Annotated in this window: 16 protein-coding genes and 2 pseudogenes; 14 read left to right on the top strand and 4 right to left on the bottom strand. The window is 47.0% G+C overall.

The features are described 5' to 3' along the window. Both DNHGIG_RS20370 and DNHGIG_RS20365 read left to right on the top strand, forming a co-directional pair. Positions 1 to 740, top strand: a 740-nt coding sequence (locus DNHGIG_RS20370) for a recombinase RecT (RefSeq protein WP_282201317.1), incomplete at its 5' end; no start/stop codon positions are given. A gap of 83 nt (positions 741 to 823) precedes the next feature. Beyond that, positions 824 to 1,300, top strand: coding sequence for a hypothetical protein (locus DNHGIG_RS20365; RefSeq protein WP_282201316.1), 477 nt, complete (start codon positions 824 to 826; stop codon positions 1,298 to 1,300). Here the strand turns inward: DNHGIG_RS20365 and DNHGIG_RS20360 are convergent. After that, positions 1,272 to 1,547 carry a hypothetical protein gene (locus tag DNHGIG_RS20360; RefSeq protein WP_282201315.1) on the bottom strand — a complete coding sequence of 92 codons (276 nt, stop codon included), beginning with the start codon at positions 1,545 to 1,547 and terminating at the stop codon, positions 1,272 to 1,274. The genes DNHGIG_RS20365 and DNHGIG_RS20360 overlap by 29 nt on opposite strands. Before the next feature lie 76 nt (positions 1,548 to 1,623). Between DNHGIG_RS20360 and DNHGIG_RS20355 the strand changes: the two genes are divergently transcribed. The 11 genes from DNHGIG_RS20355 (at position 1,624) to DNHGIG_RS20305 (ending at position 7,077) form a co-directional block, all read left to right on the top strand. Further along, complete coding sequence (locus tag DNHGIG_RS20355; protein WP_282201314.1) at positions 1,624 to 1,779, top strand: hypothetical protein; 156 nt, start codon at positions 1,624 to 1,626, stop codon at positions 1,777 to 1,779. 33 nt (positions 1,780 to 1,812) lie between these two features. Further along, entirely contained in the window at positions 1,813 to 1,974 is a 162-nt protein-coding gene (locus DNHGIG_RS20350) for a hypothetical protein (protein ID WP_282200555.1), read from the top strand. A gap of 103 nt (positions 1,975 to 2,077) precedes the next feature. Further along, positions 2,078 to 2,878 (top strand): hypothetical protein, encoded by an 801-nt coding sequence (locus tag DNHGIG_RS20345; RefSeq protein ID WP_282201313.1) that lies wholly within the window; start codon positions 2,078 to 2,080, stop codon positions 2,876 to 2,878. Next, positions 2,865 to 4,211, top strand: coding sequence for a replicative DNA helicase (gene dnaB, locus DNHGIG_RS20340; protein WP_282201312.1), 1,347 nt, complete (start codon positions 2,865 to 2,867; stop codon positions 4,209 to 4,211). Before DNHGIG_RS20345 ends, dnaB begins: the two co-directional genes overlap by 14 nt. Before the next feature lie 5 nt (positions 4,212 to 4,216). Next, positions 4,217 to 4,405 carry a hypothetical protein gene (locus tag DNHGIG_RS20335; RefSeq protein ID WP_282201311.1) on the top strand — a complete coding sequence of 63 codons (189 nt, stop codon included), beginning with the start codon at positions 4,217 to 4,219 and terminating at the stop codon, positions 4,403 to 4,405. Positions 4,406 to 4,471: 66 nt separating this feature from the next. Next, the gene (locus DNHGIG_RS20330; RefSeq protein ID WP_282201310.1) at positions 4,472 to 5,278 is read left to right on the top strand and encodes an MmcB family DNA repair protein; all 807 of its coding nucleotides are present in this window, start codon (positions 4,472 to 4,474) and stop codon (positions 5,276 to 5,278) included. After that, the gene (locus DNHGIG_RS20325; RefSeq protein ID WP_282201309.1) at positions 5,268 to 5,525 is read left to right on the top strand and encodes a hypothetical protein; all 258 of its coding nucleotides are present in this window, start codon (positions 5,268 to 5,270) and stop codon (positions 5,523 to 5,525) included. Before DNHGIG_RS20330 ends, DNHGIG_RS20325 begins: the two co-directional genes overlap by 11 nt. A gap of 28 nt (positions 5,526 to 5,553) precedes the next feature. Further along, entirely contained in the window at positions 5,554 to 5,736 is a 183-nt protein-coding gene (locus DNHGIG_RS20320) for an FmdB family zinc ribbon protein (RefSeq protein ID WP_282201308.1), read from the top strand. Then, positions 5,733 to 6,263, top strand: coding sequence for a Holliday junction resolvase RecU (locus DNHGIG_RS20315; protein ID WP_282201307.1), 531 nt, complete (start codon positions 5,733 to 5,735; stop codon positions 6,261 to 6,263). The genes DNHGIG_RS20320 and DNHGIG_RS20315 overlap by 4 nt, the downstream gene beginning before the upstream one ends. Before the next feature lie 177 nt (positions 6,264 to 6,440). After that, positions 6,441 to 6,890, top strand: coding sequence for a hypothetical protein (locus tag DNHGIG_RS20310; RefSeq protein ID WP_282201306.1), 450 nt, complete (start codon positions 6,441 to 6,443; stop codon positions 6,888 to 6,890). Further along, positions 6,865 to 7,077, top strand: coding sequence for a DUF1492 domain-containing protein (locus DNHGIG_RS20305; RefSeq protein ID WP_282201305.1), 213 nt, complete (start codon positions 6,865 to 6,867; stop codon positions 7,075 to 7,077). The genes DNHGIG_RS20310 and DNHGIG_RS20305 overlap by 26 nt, the downstream gene beginning before the upstream one ends. A gap of 239 nt (positions 7,078 to 7,316) precedes the next feature. Here DNHGIG_RS20305 and DNHGIG_RS20300 read toward each other — a convergent pair. Beyond that, positions 7,317 to 8,544 (bottom strand): annotated as a pseudogene (locus DNHGIG_RS20300) (IS110 family RNA-guided transposase). Between the two features lie 397 nt (positions 8,545 to 8,941). On the opposite strand from DNHGIG_RS20300, the pseudogene DNHGIG_RS20295 reads away from it, so the two are divergent. Further along, positions 8,942 to 9,269, top strand: a pseudogene (locus DNHGIG_RS20295) (nucleotide pyrophosphohydrolase). 173 nt (positions 9,270 to 9,442) lie between these two features. Here DNHGIG_RS20295 and DNHGIG_RS20290 read toward each other — a convergent pair. Beyond that, a complete protein-coding gene (locus DNHGIG_RS20290) occupies positions 9,443 to 10,666 on the bottom strand; it encodes an IS256 family transposase (protein WP_282201304.1) in 1,224 nt (407 codons plus the stop codon). Positions 10,667 to 11,641: 975 nt separating this feature from the next. Beyond that, positions 11,642 to 12,085, bottom strand: a complete 444-nt coding sequence (locus DNHGIG_RS20285; protein ID WP_439647756.1) for an exosporium protein C — start codon at positions 12,083 to 12,085, stop codon at positions 11,642 to 11,644. Positions 12,086 to 12,490: the final 405 nt, after the last annotated feature.

Here is a 12,490-nt window from a genome sequence, read left to right as displayed (position 1 = left end):
ACGCACAACGCCAAGAAGATTTCGAGGGTCTGATCAGTCAGGAAGTGCGGAAAGGCGACACATTCAAATACAGCCCGATTACTGGTGAGATTTATCACGAAACAGACGATGGTAGTGGACCTATTACGAAAGCGTACGCCATCGTCTATCGGAAAAACCGAAAACCACATATCGAATTGGTGGATTTCAAAGAGTATTACGAAGCACTAAGTGCGAAAAACCCCGTATGGAAGTCTCATCCGAGTGCGATGATCAAAAAAGTTGCGGAGGTTCTGGCTCTCAAAAAATGCTACACGATCACGGGTCTCTATGCGCCGGAGGAAATGGGAATGCAGGAGCCGGATATGATCGATGTGACCCCGCCGGAAGAGTCCGAGAAAATCAGACCTAATCAAAAGCAATCCGCTGTCTATACGATCAATCATGATCAACCAAGGATGGCAACGGAAAAACAGCGCAAAGCCATCTTCGCGATCGCGCATGAAAAGAACATCTCCGATGACGAGATTCGTGAATGTATGATCGCGATCACAGGAAAATCGAGCACCAAGGAATTGACAAGCGAAGAAGCGAGCAAGCTGATCGAGTATTTCAAAAGCTATCAACCGATATCCCCAGATCAGCCAGCAACACCACAGATAGAACATGATCAGGCTATAGAGCAATCAACACTCGATGACTTGCTTGGTGATTTACCCGACGAACTGGATCCAGATCAGAAGTTTCCGTGGGAAGAATAATGGGCGGCGGTGGCCGCCCCGTATGGGGAACCGTGAAGAGGTTTTGATGACGTTTAATGACAAAAAGAAGGAGGGAACAAGCAATGCCCGCAGTTTTGATTTATGTACCATTGGGCAAAATCGTCCCAACCAAGTGTAAGGGGGGTAGCAACATTCCCCAGTATTACGGTGGAGCGCTTCATCAGGTAGAAATTCTGAAACAGGCTTTAGGCCCCCAAGTAGAAGCCGTTGGCATGATCGAGAATATTGAGAGACAGCTTTCATTTGACGATCCAAAAGCGGCGGAAAGCCGAAAGATTGCGGAGCGATTCATGAAAATGGCCATGGAAGGAAAACCGGTAATTGCCATGATCGAAGCGAGAAATGAACTCGAAGCGTATTGGCGACTGGCGAAAGCCGTGTCACCTGATATTCCGGTCATTAATCCTAATCGACTGGCCATCATCAAAGCTGTACCACTTCCCATGACACTTGAGGGGTATCAATGGTCACTTGATCAATCGATACGGTTGGCTTTGAAAAAATTCGAGCCTAAACCGGCTGTACAGGAGAGGGAATGATGTAGAGTGAATCCCCGTCTTCGTTGACACAGACGAGCCGATCATCTTCGTCAATATATGGTTCGATGGTCGTCGGGAAATGGATTTTTCCGCCATTTCTCAATTCAACCATGAACGTGTGGCTATCATAGCTGATTCTTGTCGCAAATTCAACGACATTCATGAGTGAAATCTTGGTCGTTATCAAATCAAGAATGATATAGCGCCCCTCATAAGGGCCAAAAAGTTCTTCCCATGTTTCAGACATGTAAGATCCCTCCAGTATCTAATAATAGATTTTCAATTATTTTATATCAGATTGATGAAGATAGGTGATGTGTGAAATGCAGATTTTTGGATACGTGAAAAACCGCAAGGCAAAGGTGAAGGTGGTGTTTGCGAATGGGGAAGTTGTTGAAGGGCCGCTTCTGGGGGTGCTGACGCGGATGGATGTGCTCAAACATGTCGAATCCGCTGTGGTAGCGCACACAAGGCCATGAACAAGGCGACTGATACAACGGGGGTGGTGTCCCATGGCCTGGCTGAAAAGCCATCAGGAAATTGCGCGGCACCCGAAAACCAAAAGGCTGGCAAAAGCCTTGGATATTTCGTTGCCCACAGCTATAGGCCACCTTCATCTTTTGTGGTGGTGGGCGATGGACTTTGCAAAGAATGGAGACCTTTCAAAAGAGTGATGATAGCCGCTGATGTCCGGATCTGCGGTAAGTGGAAGAAGGTTGTGTTCATTAAGAAGTAATTGTGAATCAATCATCCAGCAGAGAAAGTAGGTGATTGGACGTGAATTACATCCTCGAGTTGAATGCGTTTCGCGATTGGGTAATGATAAACCGCGCTTCCACCGGACAGATTGCTTTATGGTACGCGTTGATGTCCATAAACAATCAGACTGGCTGGAAGGAATGGTTTTCGGCACCGAATCAAACGCTGCAACTGATGACTGGATTGTCCAGACAGGGATTAGACAAGGCGAGAAACGGTCTAATACAACTTGGGCTAATTCAGTATAAGAAGGGGAAGTCCAATCAAGCAGGCCAATACAAAATGATCTCTCTACTTTCTGACCGTCAAAAAGTAGGCACAGAAGGAGTCACACCAGTAGACACAGTGGTTGGCACAGAAGTAGGCACAGAAGTAGGCACAGAAGGAGCGTTCCAGTTGACACACGAGGAGCGCGGAAGTAGCACATACCTAAACATAAATATAAACAAAAAAGATGATGATGATCGCGTGCGTGATTCGATGAGAGAAATAGCAGAATGCTATGCAACTCTACGTGGAATCAAGATCCATTCGCTAACAAGCGCGGATATCGGATATATCAGCAAGTTGGCGGAATCTGAAATCCCACTCGATTTCATCCTACAAACCATGAAATCCATTGCGGAACAGTATGACGTGAATTCCATGTTCTACTTCTTCAAAGCGATAAACAGCGAGTGGAAAAAAATCGGGGATATCAAGAAGGTGCATGCTGAAGTTGCAGGTGCATCCGCTTTGGCCAATGCGGAAGCATACTCAAAGCAGATGCCGGAAAGCGTGCAGCGTACGCTTAGGAGGTTGCTCCATGCAAGCGGCTAATGGCCTTCCTCACTCGAAAGAGACCGAGGAAATCCTCGTTGGCGGACTGCTTGCGCGCGAGCAATGGCTTGAAGACATCGTTGATCTCCTGCATTCGAGTGACTTCTACGATCCGCTGTGTGAACGCATCTGGAAAGCTATGATCCGTCTGTATAACGCAAACAAACGGGTCGATATGGTCTCTGTTGCCCAGCTTTTATCGCCGAAAAAGACGGACGAACTGATCCGCTCGAAGCTTATTCCGTTAACGACCAAGGGCATTGAATATTTGACGAGCTGGAACGTTCGCGAATATGCACAACGCATTCGTGAACTATCCGAGCGACGGCGGTTGATTCGTGCCGGTGAAGAGATCGTGAGACTGGCATTGGAAGGGGCATATGGCTCAAGTCGCGAGTTGTTCGACGAAGCCGAAAAGCGGCTTTCAGAAGCTGAGCCTGTCCGTACCAAAATCGGTGGTCTCGTATCAATCACTGAGTTAATTCACCCATATATGGACGCGCTTGAGACCTTGTATAAAAAACCGGGGACGCTTTCGGGGACACCAACCGGCTTTCCAAGCCTCGATGCTTACATGTGCGGTTTACAAGAGCAAGACTTTATCGTGATAGGCGCCAGACCGTCTATCGGCAAAACGACCTTTGTCCTGAACATCGGGTATAACGTCGCGCAGCACGAGAATACATATTTTGCGTTGTTCTCGCTTGAGATGGACAAAGATCGAGGCCTTATGAACCGGATCGTTGCTTCAAAGGCACAGATTGATCTTCAGATTTTGCGATCTGGCGACCTGGATGATGACCAGTGGAAACTGATAGCCAAAACACTGAGCGAGCTACCGGATCGTTTTCTTATAGACGATACAGCATCGATGACCGTCACGTATATCAAACGTGAAGTGAGACGGTTACGGAGAAGAATCGGGCCTGATGCAAGGCTTGTTGTGGCGATTGACTATCTACAGCGTATCCGGAGGCCACGGAATATGAGCAGGTTCGATTTCGTGACGGAGGCAGCTATCGAGATGAAAGAGCTGGCGCGTGAATGTAACTGTACGGTCGTTGCACTTTCCCAGTTAAGCCGAGGAGTGGAACAACGTCAGGAGAAAAAACCGGTCCTGTCCGACCTGAGGGAATCCGGTCAAATCGAGCAGGAAGCGGATATCGTGGCTTTTTTGCACCGGGACGATTACTACGATGCGAATACGGAGAAGAAGGGAATCATGGAAATCATCTTCGCGAAAAACAGGAATGCACCGACCGGCACGGTGGAACTCGGGTTTATCAAGCCATATCAGAAGTTCTTCGATCCCATGACACTCACAAAGGGGTGAAAGTCATGATCATGAGGCAAATCGTGAAACTTTTACAGACGATCGAGCGGGAAACGGAACGGGGAACTCCTGAAAGACAGAAAGCATTCGAAGAACTGAACAAGCTCGCTTTAAAACTTGCTCAAATCAAAGAATGTGGTGACCGGGAAGGATTCGCAAGCACAGATTCAACAATCGACCATCGCCACGATTGAACGGCACAACCGGCAAAAGTAGGAGCGATGACATCGCCGCATGCATGAGAGGAGGAGAAAAGTTTTATGAGCGGTAGGCCAAAGAAAGTGCGTGCAGATCAGATTTTACGTGCCTTATCAAAACGTCATGAAAAAGATGTCTGGCTCACAGAAGTCAAAACCGGTCCGACATGGACTGCTCATCCTGGTGAGTTGAAACGGATTGACGGACTGGCGATAAAACCGAGCTGGTCAAGCCCTTGTGTCACGGCATACGAGGTTAAAGTAGATCGCCAGGGTTTTCTGCGGGATGAGAAGTGGCCGGCATACCGACAGTTTTGTCACCGACTGTACTTTGCGTGTCCTAAAGAGCTGATCCACCCAGATGAATTGCCCGAGGACGTGGGATTGGTGACATTCAACCCAGAGAACGGAAACTTACACACGGCAAAGGCAGCGCGGTTTCGCGACATCGAAATTCCTGTCACGTTGTTATATCACATAGTGATCTCGCGAACGGACCGTGATAGACACCCATTCTTTAGTAATCGCAGGAAACTGTTCGAAGCCTACGTTGAAGACAAGAAAGATAAAAAAGAATTGGGTTACCTTGTGGGAACAAAATTGGTGCAGCAACTGAGAGAGGAAACTGATCGAGCTGCCAAGGCCGAAAGGGAATTGGAAAGCCTTCGGATGCAACTGAAGCAGCTTGACGAGCTGAAGTCCATCCTGAGAGAGTTTGCCATCGAGATAAGACCTTGGGGAAATTGGCAGGACGAACTCCGTCAAAAGCTGACATCTGGGATTGGCATGGACGTTGTGTACGAAGTGAACAGGTTGCTTGAAAAGGCAACGAGGATCCGGGATATGATCGGAGGACGGAGTGGGAAATGAACCGCGAGATGATATTCCAACTGATCGACGCCGAACGACTCCGACAAGACGCCATGCACCCGAAGTGGTACGAGAAAAAGGCGTTTACGAGGAGACGGGTGAAGTAGCGAAGGTGCTGAATGTAGAAGTTGGGGATGGCTTACAACGTTTTCCGAAAAGAGAGACAGCCAAGAAGGTGGCCGATGAGCTAAAGGATAGGTATCAAGAGGCCCGGATTGAGCAAGAGAAGACAGGTTTTGTTGTATAGTATCGAGGGCTGAGAGGGAGGGGAAAGAATGCAAGGTATTGAAATGCATCTGTACTGTTGCAAAGATTGCAACGTTTTGTTCGGGATAGAGACAGCTTTTGAAGATCAGTCTGTCATTGTTTGTCCAGTTTGTCAGTCTGATGAAAATTTACTGGATGGCGGTACTGGATTGGTAGAAATCACTCGTCAGCCGGAGGTGTGGGATGAATGAGCCACGGCAACCAGGGAATGGGATTTGAGGCACTTATCAACCTGACGAACGACATTTACAACCGTCGCGGATTGGCGATCATTACAAAGCGTCCAACGCCGATGAAAGTGCTCGGTCCCGCTAAGATCAAAAACCAGCATGTTGCCGTATTCGAAAAGCCCAGCACCGTCGATTACACCGGAGTGTACCGAGGTCGGGCGATCGAATTTGAGGCGAAGTCCACGCATTCATTGACATCTTGGCCACTAAAAGACATCCATGAGCATCAGGTAGATCACTTACGGAAAGTGGATCAGCATGGCGGAATCGCATTTGTGCTCGTCGAGTTCGTGAAACAACATGCCGTGTATCTATTGACAGTGAAGCATTTATTGTACGCTTGGACGGCTGCGCAAACGGGGGGACGAAAGAGTATACCGATCGATGAATTTGACAGACTTTGTCTCCAGGTGAGATCTGGGCGCGGGGTGCCGGTAGATTATCTTGCAGCAGTGGATCAGCTGATAATGGAGGTGGAAAGTGCGTGACTTATTGTTGTTTGAATTGCGGTCAAAAATATGAGGGCGATGAGGAGCGCAGACTGATAAATCGGTGTGAGAACTGCGAGAAAAGCAGGTTCGAAAGCAAGAGGGCTTAATTCCTCTTTTCGGCGTTTCTATGTAACAGGCAACCTAAAATAGCATTGACGTGAGGGGGAGATCCATATGGAACAGTTGGCTTTCGTGGAGGTGCTTCCGAAGATGACCTATGAGCAAGTAGAGAAACAAGTGGTTGCGTTACTCAAGCGGTATCCTAAGCTACCTGCGCTCATCAGATCGGCTGAACGGAAGGCACAGGGGATTGGGCTAGTCTCTTCGATCCGTGTTCCACAAGCAAAGATCAAACGACTCGTCACGGTTGGCCGTGCTTATACAACCGATGTCCGCGAATATATGCACGTACAGAAAGCCGAGACGCTGTTCCATCTGATTAGTGGAGATGATGAAGAAGATGAAAGGGCTCTGGATGAAATCCGCGGACTTATGATCGGTACGCGGCCGTTTGGTGGAGAGGCGTATGTGGACGTGGAGGGGCATGTTACTACAGATGAGATCCGCTGTGCGGAGATGGAGAGTAGAAGCCGAGCGATTGAAAACAGAGAAAGAAGCGATTGAGCAAGCGTTGGATGAGTTGAAGTCGTATGCGCCGCATCTGGAGCAGCTTTTACGAATGAGGTATATCGAGAAGCGAAGCGTGCTTGAAGTTATAAAGAAGCTTTGTATATCTGAGCGGACTCATGATTATTGGAGGCGAGAAGCTGTGTGTGAGTTTGCGATGTTGGTGGGGATCACGGAAGGGTGATCCTTTTTTAAAATATTAGTTTTTAATAGTGCTATTATACGTGTAGGTATTTGTTTCTTTTTTCGAAGACAAGAATAAGTCCTGCGGTAATATGTCAACCCCTAAAACGTCCGAATTGGAAATTCTCTAAGACCGAAATGGCGATTTTAGGGCAAAAAAGGCAATACTTAAGAAGCCCAGCTCGATCATTTGTTAATAACTGGGTTTATTGCTAAAGGATTCATAAGGAGAGTGATCTCCTATTGATTCCCCTTCCTTCTAGGCGTGTAGATTTGGTCGTTGCGTAGCAGCACATCGACCAAACGCACAAGTTTTCTTGCGGTTAAGACGAGGGCTCTTTTATGTTGGTGCTTCGGCACTTCGTTGAACTTCTTCTGGTAATAGTCGCGAAATTCTGGCTCATGCCGTTTTACCGAGTGGGCAGCCTCCACAAGGTAATAACGGAGATAACGATTGCCAGACGGAATCATCGAAGTGTCTTCTGCCTCAAAGCCACCGGATTGGTGCTGACTCCAGGTAAGTCCGGCATATTTGCCTAATGCGGCTTGATTCGCAAACCTCTGAATGTCGCCAATCTCGGCAATTAACCCGGCACAGTAGATAGGGCCAATGCCAGGAATGGTTTGCAGCGTATTCGGAATGCCGGCAAGAATACGTTTAATCGCCTTATCCAGTTCTTTGATCTGGGCTTGTATGCTGCGAATGGATTCAATCAATGTTCCCAAAAGAATGTCGATGGTATCCTCGACACACTTGGAGAGGCGATAGGAAGAACGCGCCGCTTTCTGGATGCACTTGGCGACCTGCTCAGGGTTCGGAAACCGATTCTTTCCTTTCTCCTTGAGATAGTCGGCCAGTTCATAGACATCCATGGAACTGATGTCATCAATACTGAATTTTTCCAGCAACAGTTCCATGATGGCATGTCCAAATACAGAGGTTTCTGTCTCCGTTTTGAACGCGCTACACTTGAAAAACAGTTGCTGAAGAAAGAACTGCTTTTCTCTCGTGAGGTTGTGAACGAGATGGTAACGCATCCGGGTCAGCCGTTGCAAAGCGATGTATTGCTCTTGCATCAAAACCGTAAGGGTGAGGCGTCCAAAGCGCAAGCGATCCGCGATAATCCATGCATCGACCTGATCTGTCTTTGGAAGGTCAGGGTACGATTTTTTAAACTTCCGGATTAACTTCGGGTTGATGGTGTACACTTTGGTGTTACGGCTCGCGAGAGCCTCATCTTCATGAAAAAACATGGCCGGATGAACTATAGACAGAGGTGGACTCCATGCCAATCTGGATTTCTTTAACGCCGTACTGATCGGAAAAGTGGAGAACACGATCACGAATGAAGCCAGCACCATCGGGACTGTTGGTGGCAGTAAAAGACTGCAGGGTGTCCCCCTCATGGTTCATGATGCACACATTCAGGTCTTTGGAGCTCACGTCAATTCCGACAAATAACTTCACGGGGCATTACCTCCTTTCGTTTAAGGATCAAGGGAAATGGACTCTTCGGGATGCCCCCAGCGCACTTGCCGATCAACACCCTCGTTATGAGAACACACTTTGGGCCATGGGCTGCCTCGAAGCTGCTATCTTCGAGCATGGGTTGCCAAAGGGAACAGCCTGCGAGTTAGAAGGTCTAGCAAGAGCTGGGGAAACAGACTTAACCAGTAGACAAAGCTACAGGAGCATATAAGAATTTCCCCAAATGATCCTAATGTTCATTGTCTGGGAACATCACGAAAAGTCCAGTCCCTTGCTTGTTTTTAATGGTGGGAAATTCTCCCCAAAAACAATAAATCTTTACTGGTAATTCTCTGTTTCAGAGGATCTGAAAAATACTATACGAGGAGCGAATGAAATGAATCATCTAATAAAAGAAGTGATAAAATTTCGAGATGACCGTAATTGGAAGCAATTTCACAATCCTAAAGATCTTGCGATATCATTAACTTTGGAAGCTAGTGAGCTGCTGGAGAATTTTCAGTGGAAAAACAGTGAAGAAGCTACAAAGGAAAATTATCAAAATTTGAAGGATGAGCTTGCAGATGTTGCTATTTATACTCTCCTATTAGCTCATGAGTTAGATATTGATATTGAGCAAGCCATACTCGATAAACTTAAAAAGAATGCCGAAAAATATCCTATAGAGAGCATATGGTTCTAATAAAAAATATAACAAAATTTAGGGTGATATATTTTTTTAACTTATTTTACTTTATGAATTGGAATAATCGGTTCCATTGAGCTTCTTTTGCGGTTTTATTGCGGTAACTTTGCGGTATTTGATAATCTTGACATGCTATTATGGGATCAAGTCCGAATTTGTGTGTAAAATCCCCTCTTTGGTAGAACAGGTCGCCTAGCGAAGATGGTGTACCTTGGAAGCCTGTTTCAAAGTCTCTTTCTGTACTTTGCGCCAATCCCAGTACTCAGTCATGTCCAGGTAGCGACGGCCCGTACTCCACTTCTCATCCATCTCCATCAGCAACGCACCAAGCAGCCGTAAGGCGGACTCTCGATTGGGAAAGATGCGGATCACCCGCTCGCGTCGACGGATTTCTTCGTTCAGGCGCTCCTGGCCATTGGTTGTGCGTAATCGCTTGCGATAACGTTCTGGAAGCTCCAATACAGCTGTCACATCGTCAAATCCTTCTTCAAGCACCCGCATAGCACGTGGAGCTTTTTCGTAATAGTCTTCGATCACCTGGTTCAGTAAGACTCTCGCCGTTTTTAAGTCAGGAGCGTCAAGAATCGCTCTTATACGCCCATAGACATCCCCTTGTAGGGACTTGGGTGTAGCATCCAGTAAGTTACGCATAAAATGAGTTTGACAACGTTGCCACGTACATCCCTGAAATTGCGCTTTTACGGCATTTACCAACCCACTATGGCTGTCCGAGACGACGATATCCACGCCTCGCAAGTCTCTGCTTTTGAGCCATGAAAAGAACTCTGTCCAGCTTGCTTCCGATTCGCTGTCTCCAAGCATCAGCCCCAGGATTTCACGATATCCTTCTTCGTTAATGCCCGTTGCGATCATGACACTCCGAGAACGCACACGTCCCTCTTCCCGGATTTTTAAAACCATGGCATCCACGATGAGAAAGGGATACGTATGCTCTCTAAGGTTCCGATTGTTCCAGGCATGTACAATGGGATCCAGGCGTTTACACAAGTCCGACACCGTTGATTTTGAGAACTCTGTTCCACACAATTCCTCCGTAATTTTGGCTACCTTACGGGTGGAGACCCCATTGACCACCATTTCCATTAAGGCTAAGACGAGAGCTTGTTCACTCCGCTGATAGCGCATGAAAAGGTCTGTAGAGAATTGACCATTCCGGAGTCTTGGAACGCGAAGCGTGAGCGTCCCTACTCGTGTAGTGAGAGTATGGGGGAGTGTACCATTCCGGTATCCTTGACGTTCTTCGGTACGCTCATACGGAGCTGCTTTCAGCTGTTCTGTAACCTGGGCCTGAAGGACCTGATTCAATACTTGCTCGATTAATCGAGCTACCGCTTCATCCCTCTGAAATAAACCGTGCAAAATTTCATCATTTAGGTTAATCTGATATTGAGCCATTTTCCATTCCTCCTTAGTAGATTAGTCGCCAACCTTATTCTACCAAAGAGGAAGCGAAATGGCTCAATTTTTGCTAGATTACTGAACCATTTTTACACAGTATATCGGACTCAACTTATTATGGTATTGTAGCGAATGGTACAACAGCCACGAGGCAGTAGATGTGAATGTTTCAATACCATCGCATCACGTTGACCACCTGGAAACAGGCGGTCTTAACTTTTTGCTATGGTTATTAGCCGTTTCAGGAAGCCACACCCCTCGATAAGATATAACATCTTGATTTTGAGGGTGGAGCTTTTACTCGTTGGGCTATTGTATTCCTTATCATTTTCGTCTTGTTCTTCTTACTTGTTCCTGGTTATGGCGGTGCAGGCTATGGAGCAGGAGTTGGCGCAGGTGCAGGTGCATACGGTTACTAAGGATCAATTTTCTCCAGGTGACAAACGACCGTCTGATTACCAGGCGGTCTTTTAAACTACTTTCCACGTAATTCATATAGATCACTCCAGACCTCCCTAGGTGTGAGCGAGCTCTGGGTATTTATACCTGTATCAGGGGCAAATGATACTGGAAGCTCATGCGCGCATTTTCCGTGATCCCGGCGGGTAAGGTCTGGATCGGGACGGTGAAGCCTCTACCGCAGTAAGTGAGGCTTTTTGCGTTTTCTTTTGAAAGGTAAAAAAGAACCACCTAATTGGTGGTCTTGAAACAATAAGAAACGCTTAGGGTTGGTAATTGGACAATAAATAGTTTATCTTGAGCTGTTCTAAATTATTCTTTGAAGCAAGTTCATCCTGCGTTGAAACTCCGCACGTCTGACATTCGAAAGATAGAGAGCAACCTAGTGTACGTGGAGATGGGGATGAGCGAGAGAGGCGAAGGCGTTTTACAAACTGGCGTTCGCACTGTGGTTGGAAGTATTAAAAGAATTAGACGCACGGATGGCGTCTCTCTTAATTACTTCCTTTGTGGCTAGACGTTTGTAGATTCTGTTCTCCGGGTGGCCAATCCGCTGAAACTGATTGGGCCAACGACATTTGCGGTTGTTCCCGTTGCACGATCCTCGACTGTTAGAGTGTACACATGAGTGCCGGACACGCGGGAATCGATGGCCTGAAACGTTACTGCATAGTTCTGCTCGGAGCCCGCCGATTCGATTCCCTGCTGGGTGTCGAAAATCTCTCTTCCGTCACGGAAAATCCTAAACAAAAGTTGAGAAATTCCGGTGACTCCGCGAACTCCGACCGTGCCAATCAACTCCACTTTGTTGTCATCAGTATCACGATTCGGTCCTGTATTGAGACGTATGGTTGCCAGTCTCATTCTGTTCGGAGAATGTGGAATTGTCGTTGCGGTCGCCAAGTTAAATCGACGACGTGGTTCCGCAGCATTGTAATCAATAACCCTAGTACGCAATCGGTATCCCTCCTTTTACTAGTGGTAGTGATAGTTTACGTAGATCGGAGGAATAAGGTGTGGACAAGAAGACGAGGATATGGCGGAAATTCATTTCTCCATCTTCGGAAGCGAAGCTCCATAGCGCGGTCGGTGCTGCTCTGCAGTGCTAGCAGGAGTCAAAATTTCAAGTGGAGAAATATTGACCAAAATTTTAACCTGGGAAGCACTCAAGAAGCTAAAGAGTGTATACATGACGGAAAAGTGGCGGAATCTTGACAGGAAGCTTCGTTTCTACTGTGCTATTATTGTAGTATCGAGGAAGAGAAAACGAAGTCTTTCACGTACTTAGATGTTGATATATACCAGTAAAGTACCATGATGACCGTCTGGAAACAGGCGGTCTTTACTTTTTGATCTGGATGT

The sequence above is a fragment of the Collibacillus ludicampi genome, from assembly GCF_023705585.1.
GTDB lineage: Bacteria > Bacillota > Bacilli > Tumebacillales > BOQE01 > Collibacillus > Collibacillus ludicampi.
This window is presented reverse-complemented; position numbering and strand designations above follow the sequence as displayed.

Bases quoted from the DNA above. Each gene is read 5' to 3' on its own strand.
- DNHGIG_RS20365 (WP_282201316.1), top strand. From the start codon at position 824: ATGCCCGCAGTTTTGATTTATGTACCATTGGGCAAAATCGTCCCAACC.
- DNHGIG_RS20360 (WP_282201315.1), bottom strand. From the start codon at position 1,547: ATGTCTGAAACATGGGAAGAACTTTTTGGCCCTTATGAGGGGCGCTAT.
- DNHGIG_RS20355 (WP_282201314.1), top strand. From the start codon at position 1,624: ATGCAGATTTTTGGATACGTGAAAAACCGCAAGGCAAAGGTGAAGGTG.
- DNHGIG_RS20350 (WP_282200555.1), top strand. From the start codon at position 1,813: ATGGCCTGGCTGAAAAGCCATCAGGAAATTGCGCGGCACCCGAAAACC.
- dnaB (WP_282201312.1), top strand. From the start codon at position 2,865: ATGCAAGCGGCTAATGGCCTTCCTCACTCGAAAGAGACCGAGGAAATC.
- DNHGIG_RS20335 (WP_282201311.1), top strand. From the start codon at position 4,217: ATGATCATGAGGCAAATCGTGAAACTTTTACAGACGATCGAGCGGGAA.
- DNHGIG_RS20330 (WP_282201310.1), top strand. From the start codon at position 4,472: ATGAGCGGTAGGCCAAAGAAAGTGCGTGCAGATCAGATTTTACGTGCC.
- DNHGIG_RS20320 (WP_282201308.1), top strand. From the start codon at position 5,554: ATGCAAGGTATTGAAATGCATCTGTACTGTTGCAAAGATTGCAACGTT.
- DNHGIG_RS20315 (WP_282201307.1), top strand. From the start codon at position 5,733: ATGAGCCACGGCAACCAGGGAATGGGATTTGAGGCACTTATCAACCTG.
- DNHGIG_RS20310 (WP_282201306.1), top strand. From the start codon at position 6,441: ATGGAACAGTTGGCTTTCGTGGAGGTGCTTCCGAAGATGACCTATGAG.
- DNHGIG_RS20290 (WP_282201304.1), bottom strand. From the start codon at position 10,666: ATGGCTCAATATCAGATTAACCTAAATGATGAAATTTTGCACGGTTTA.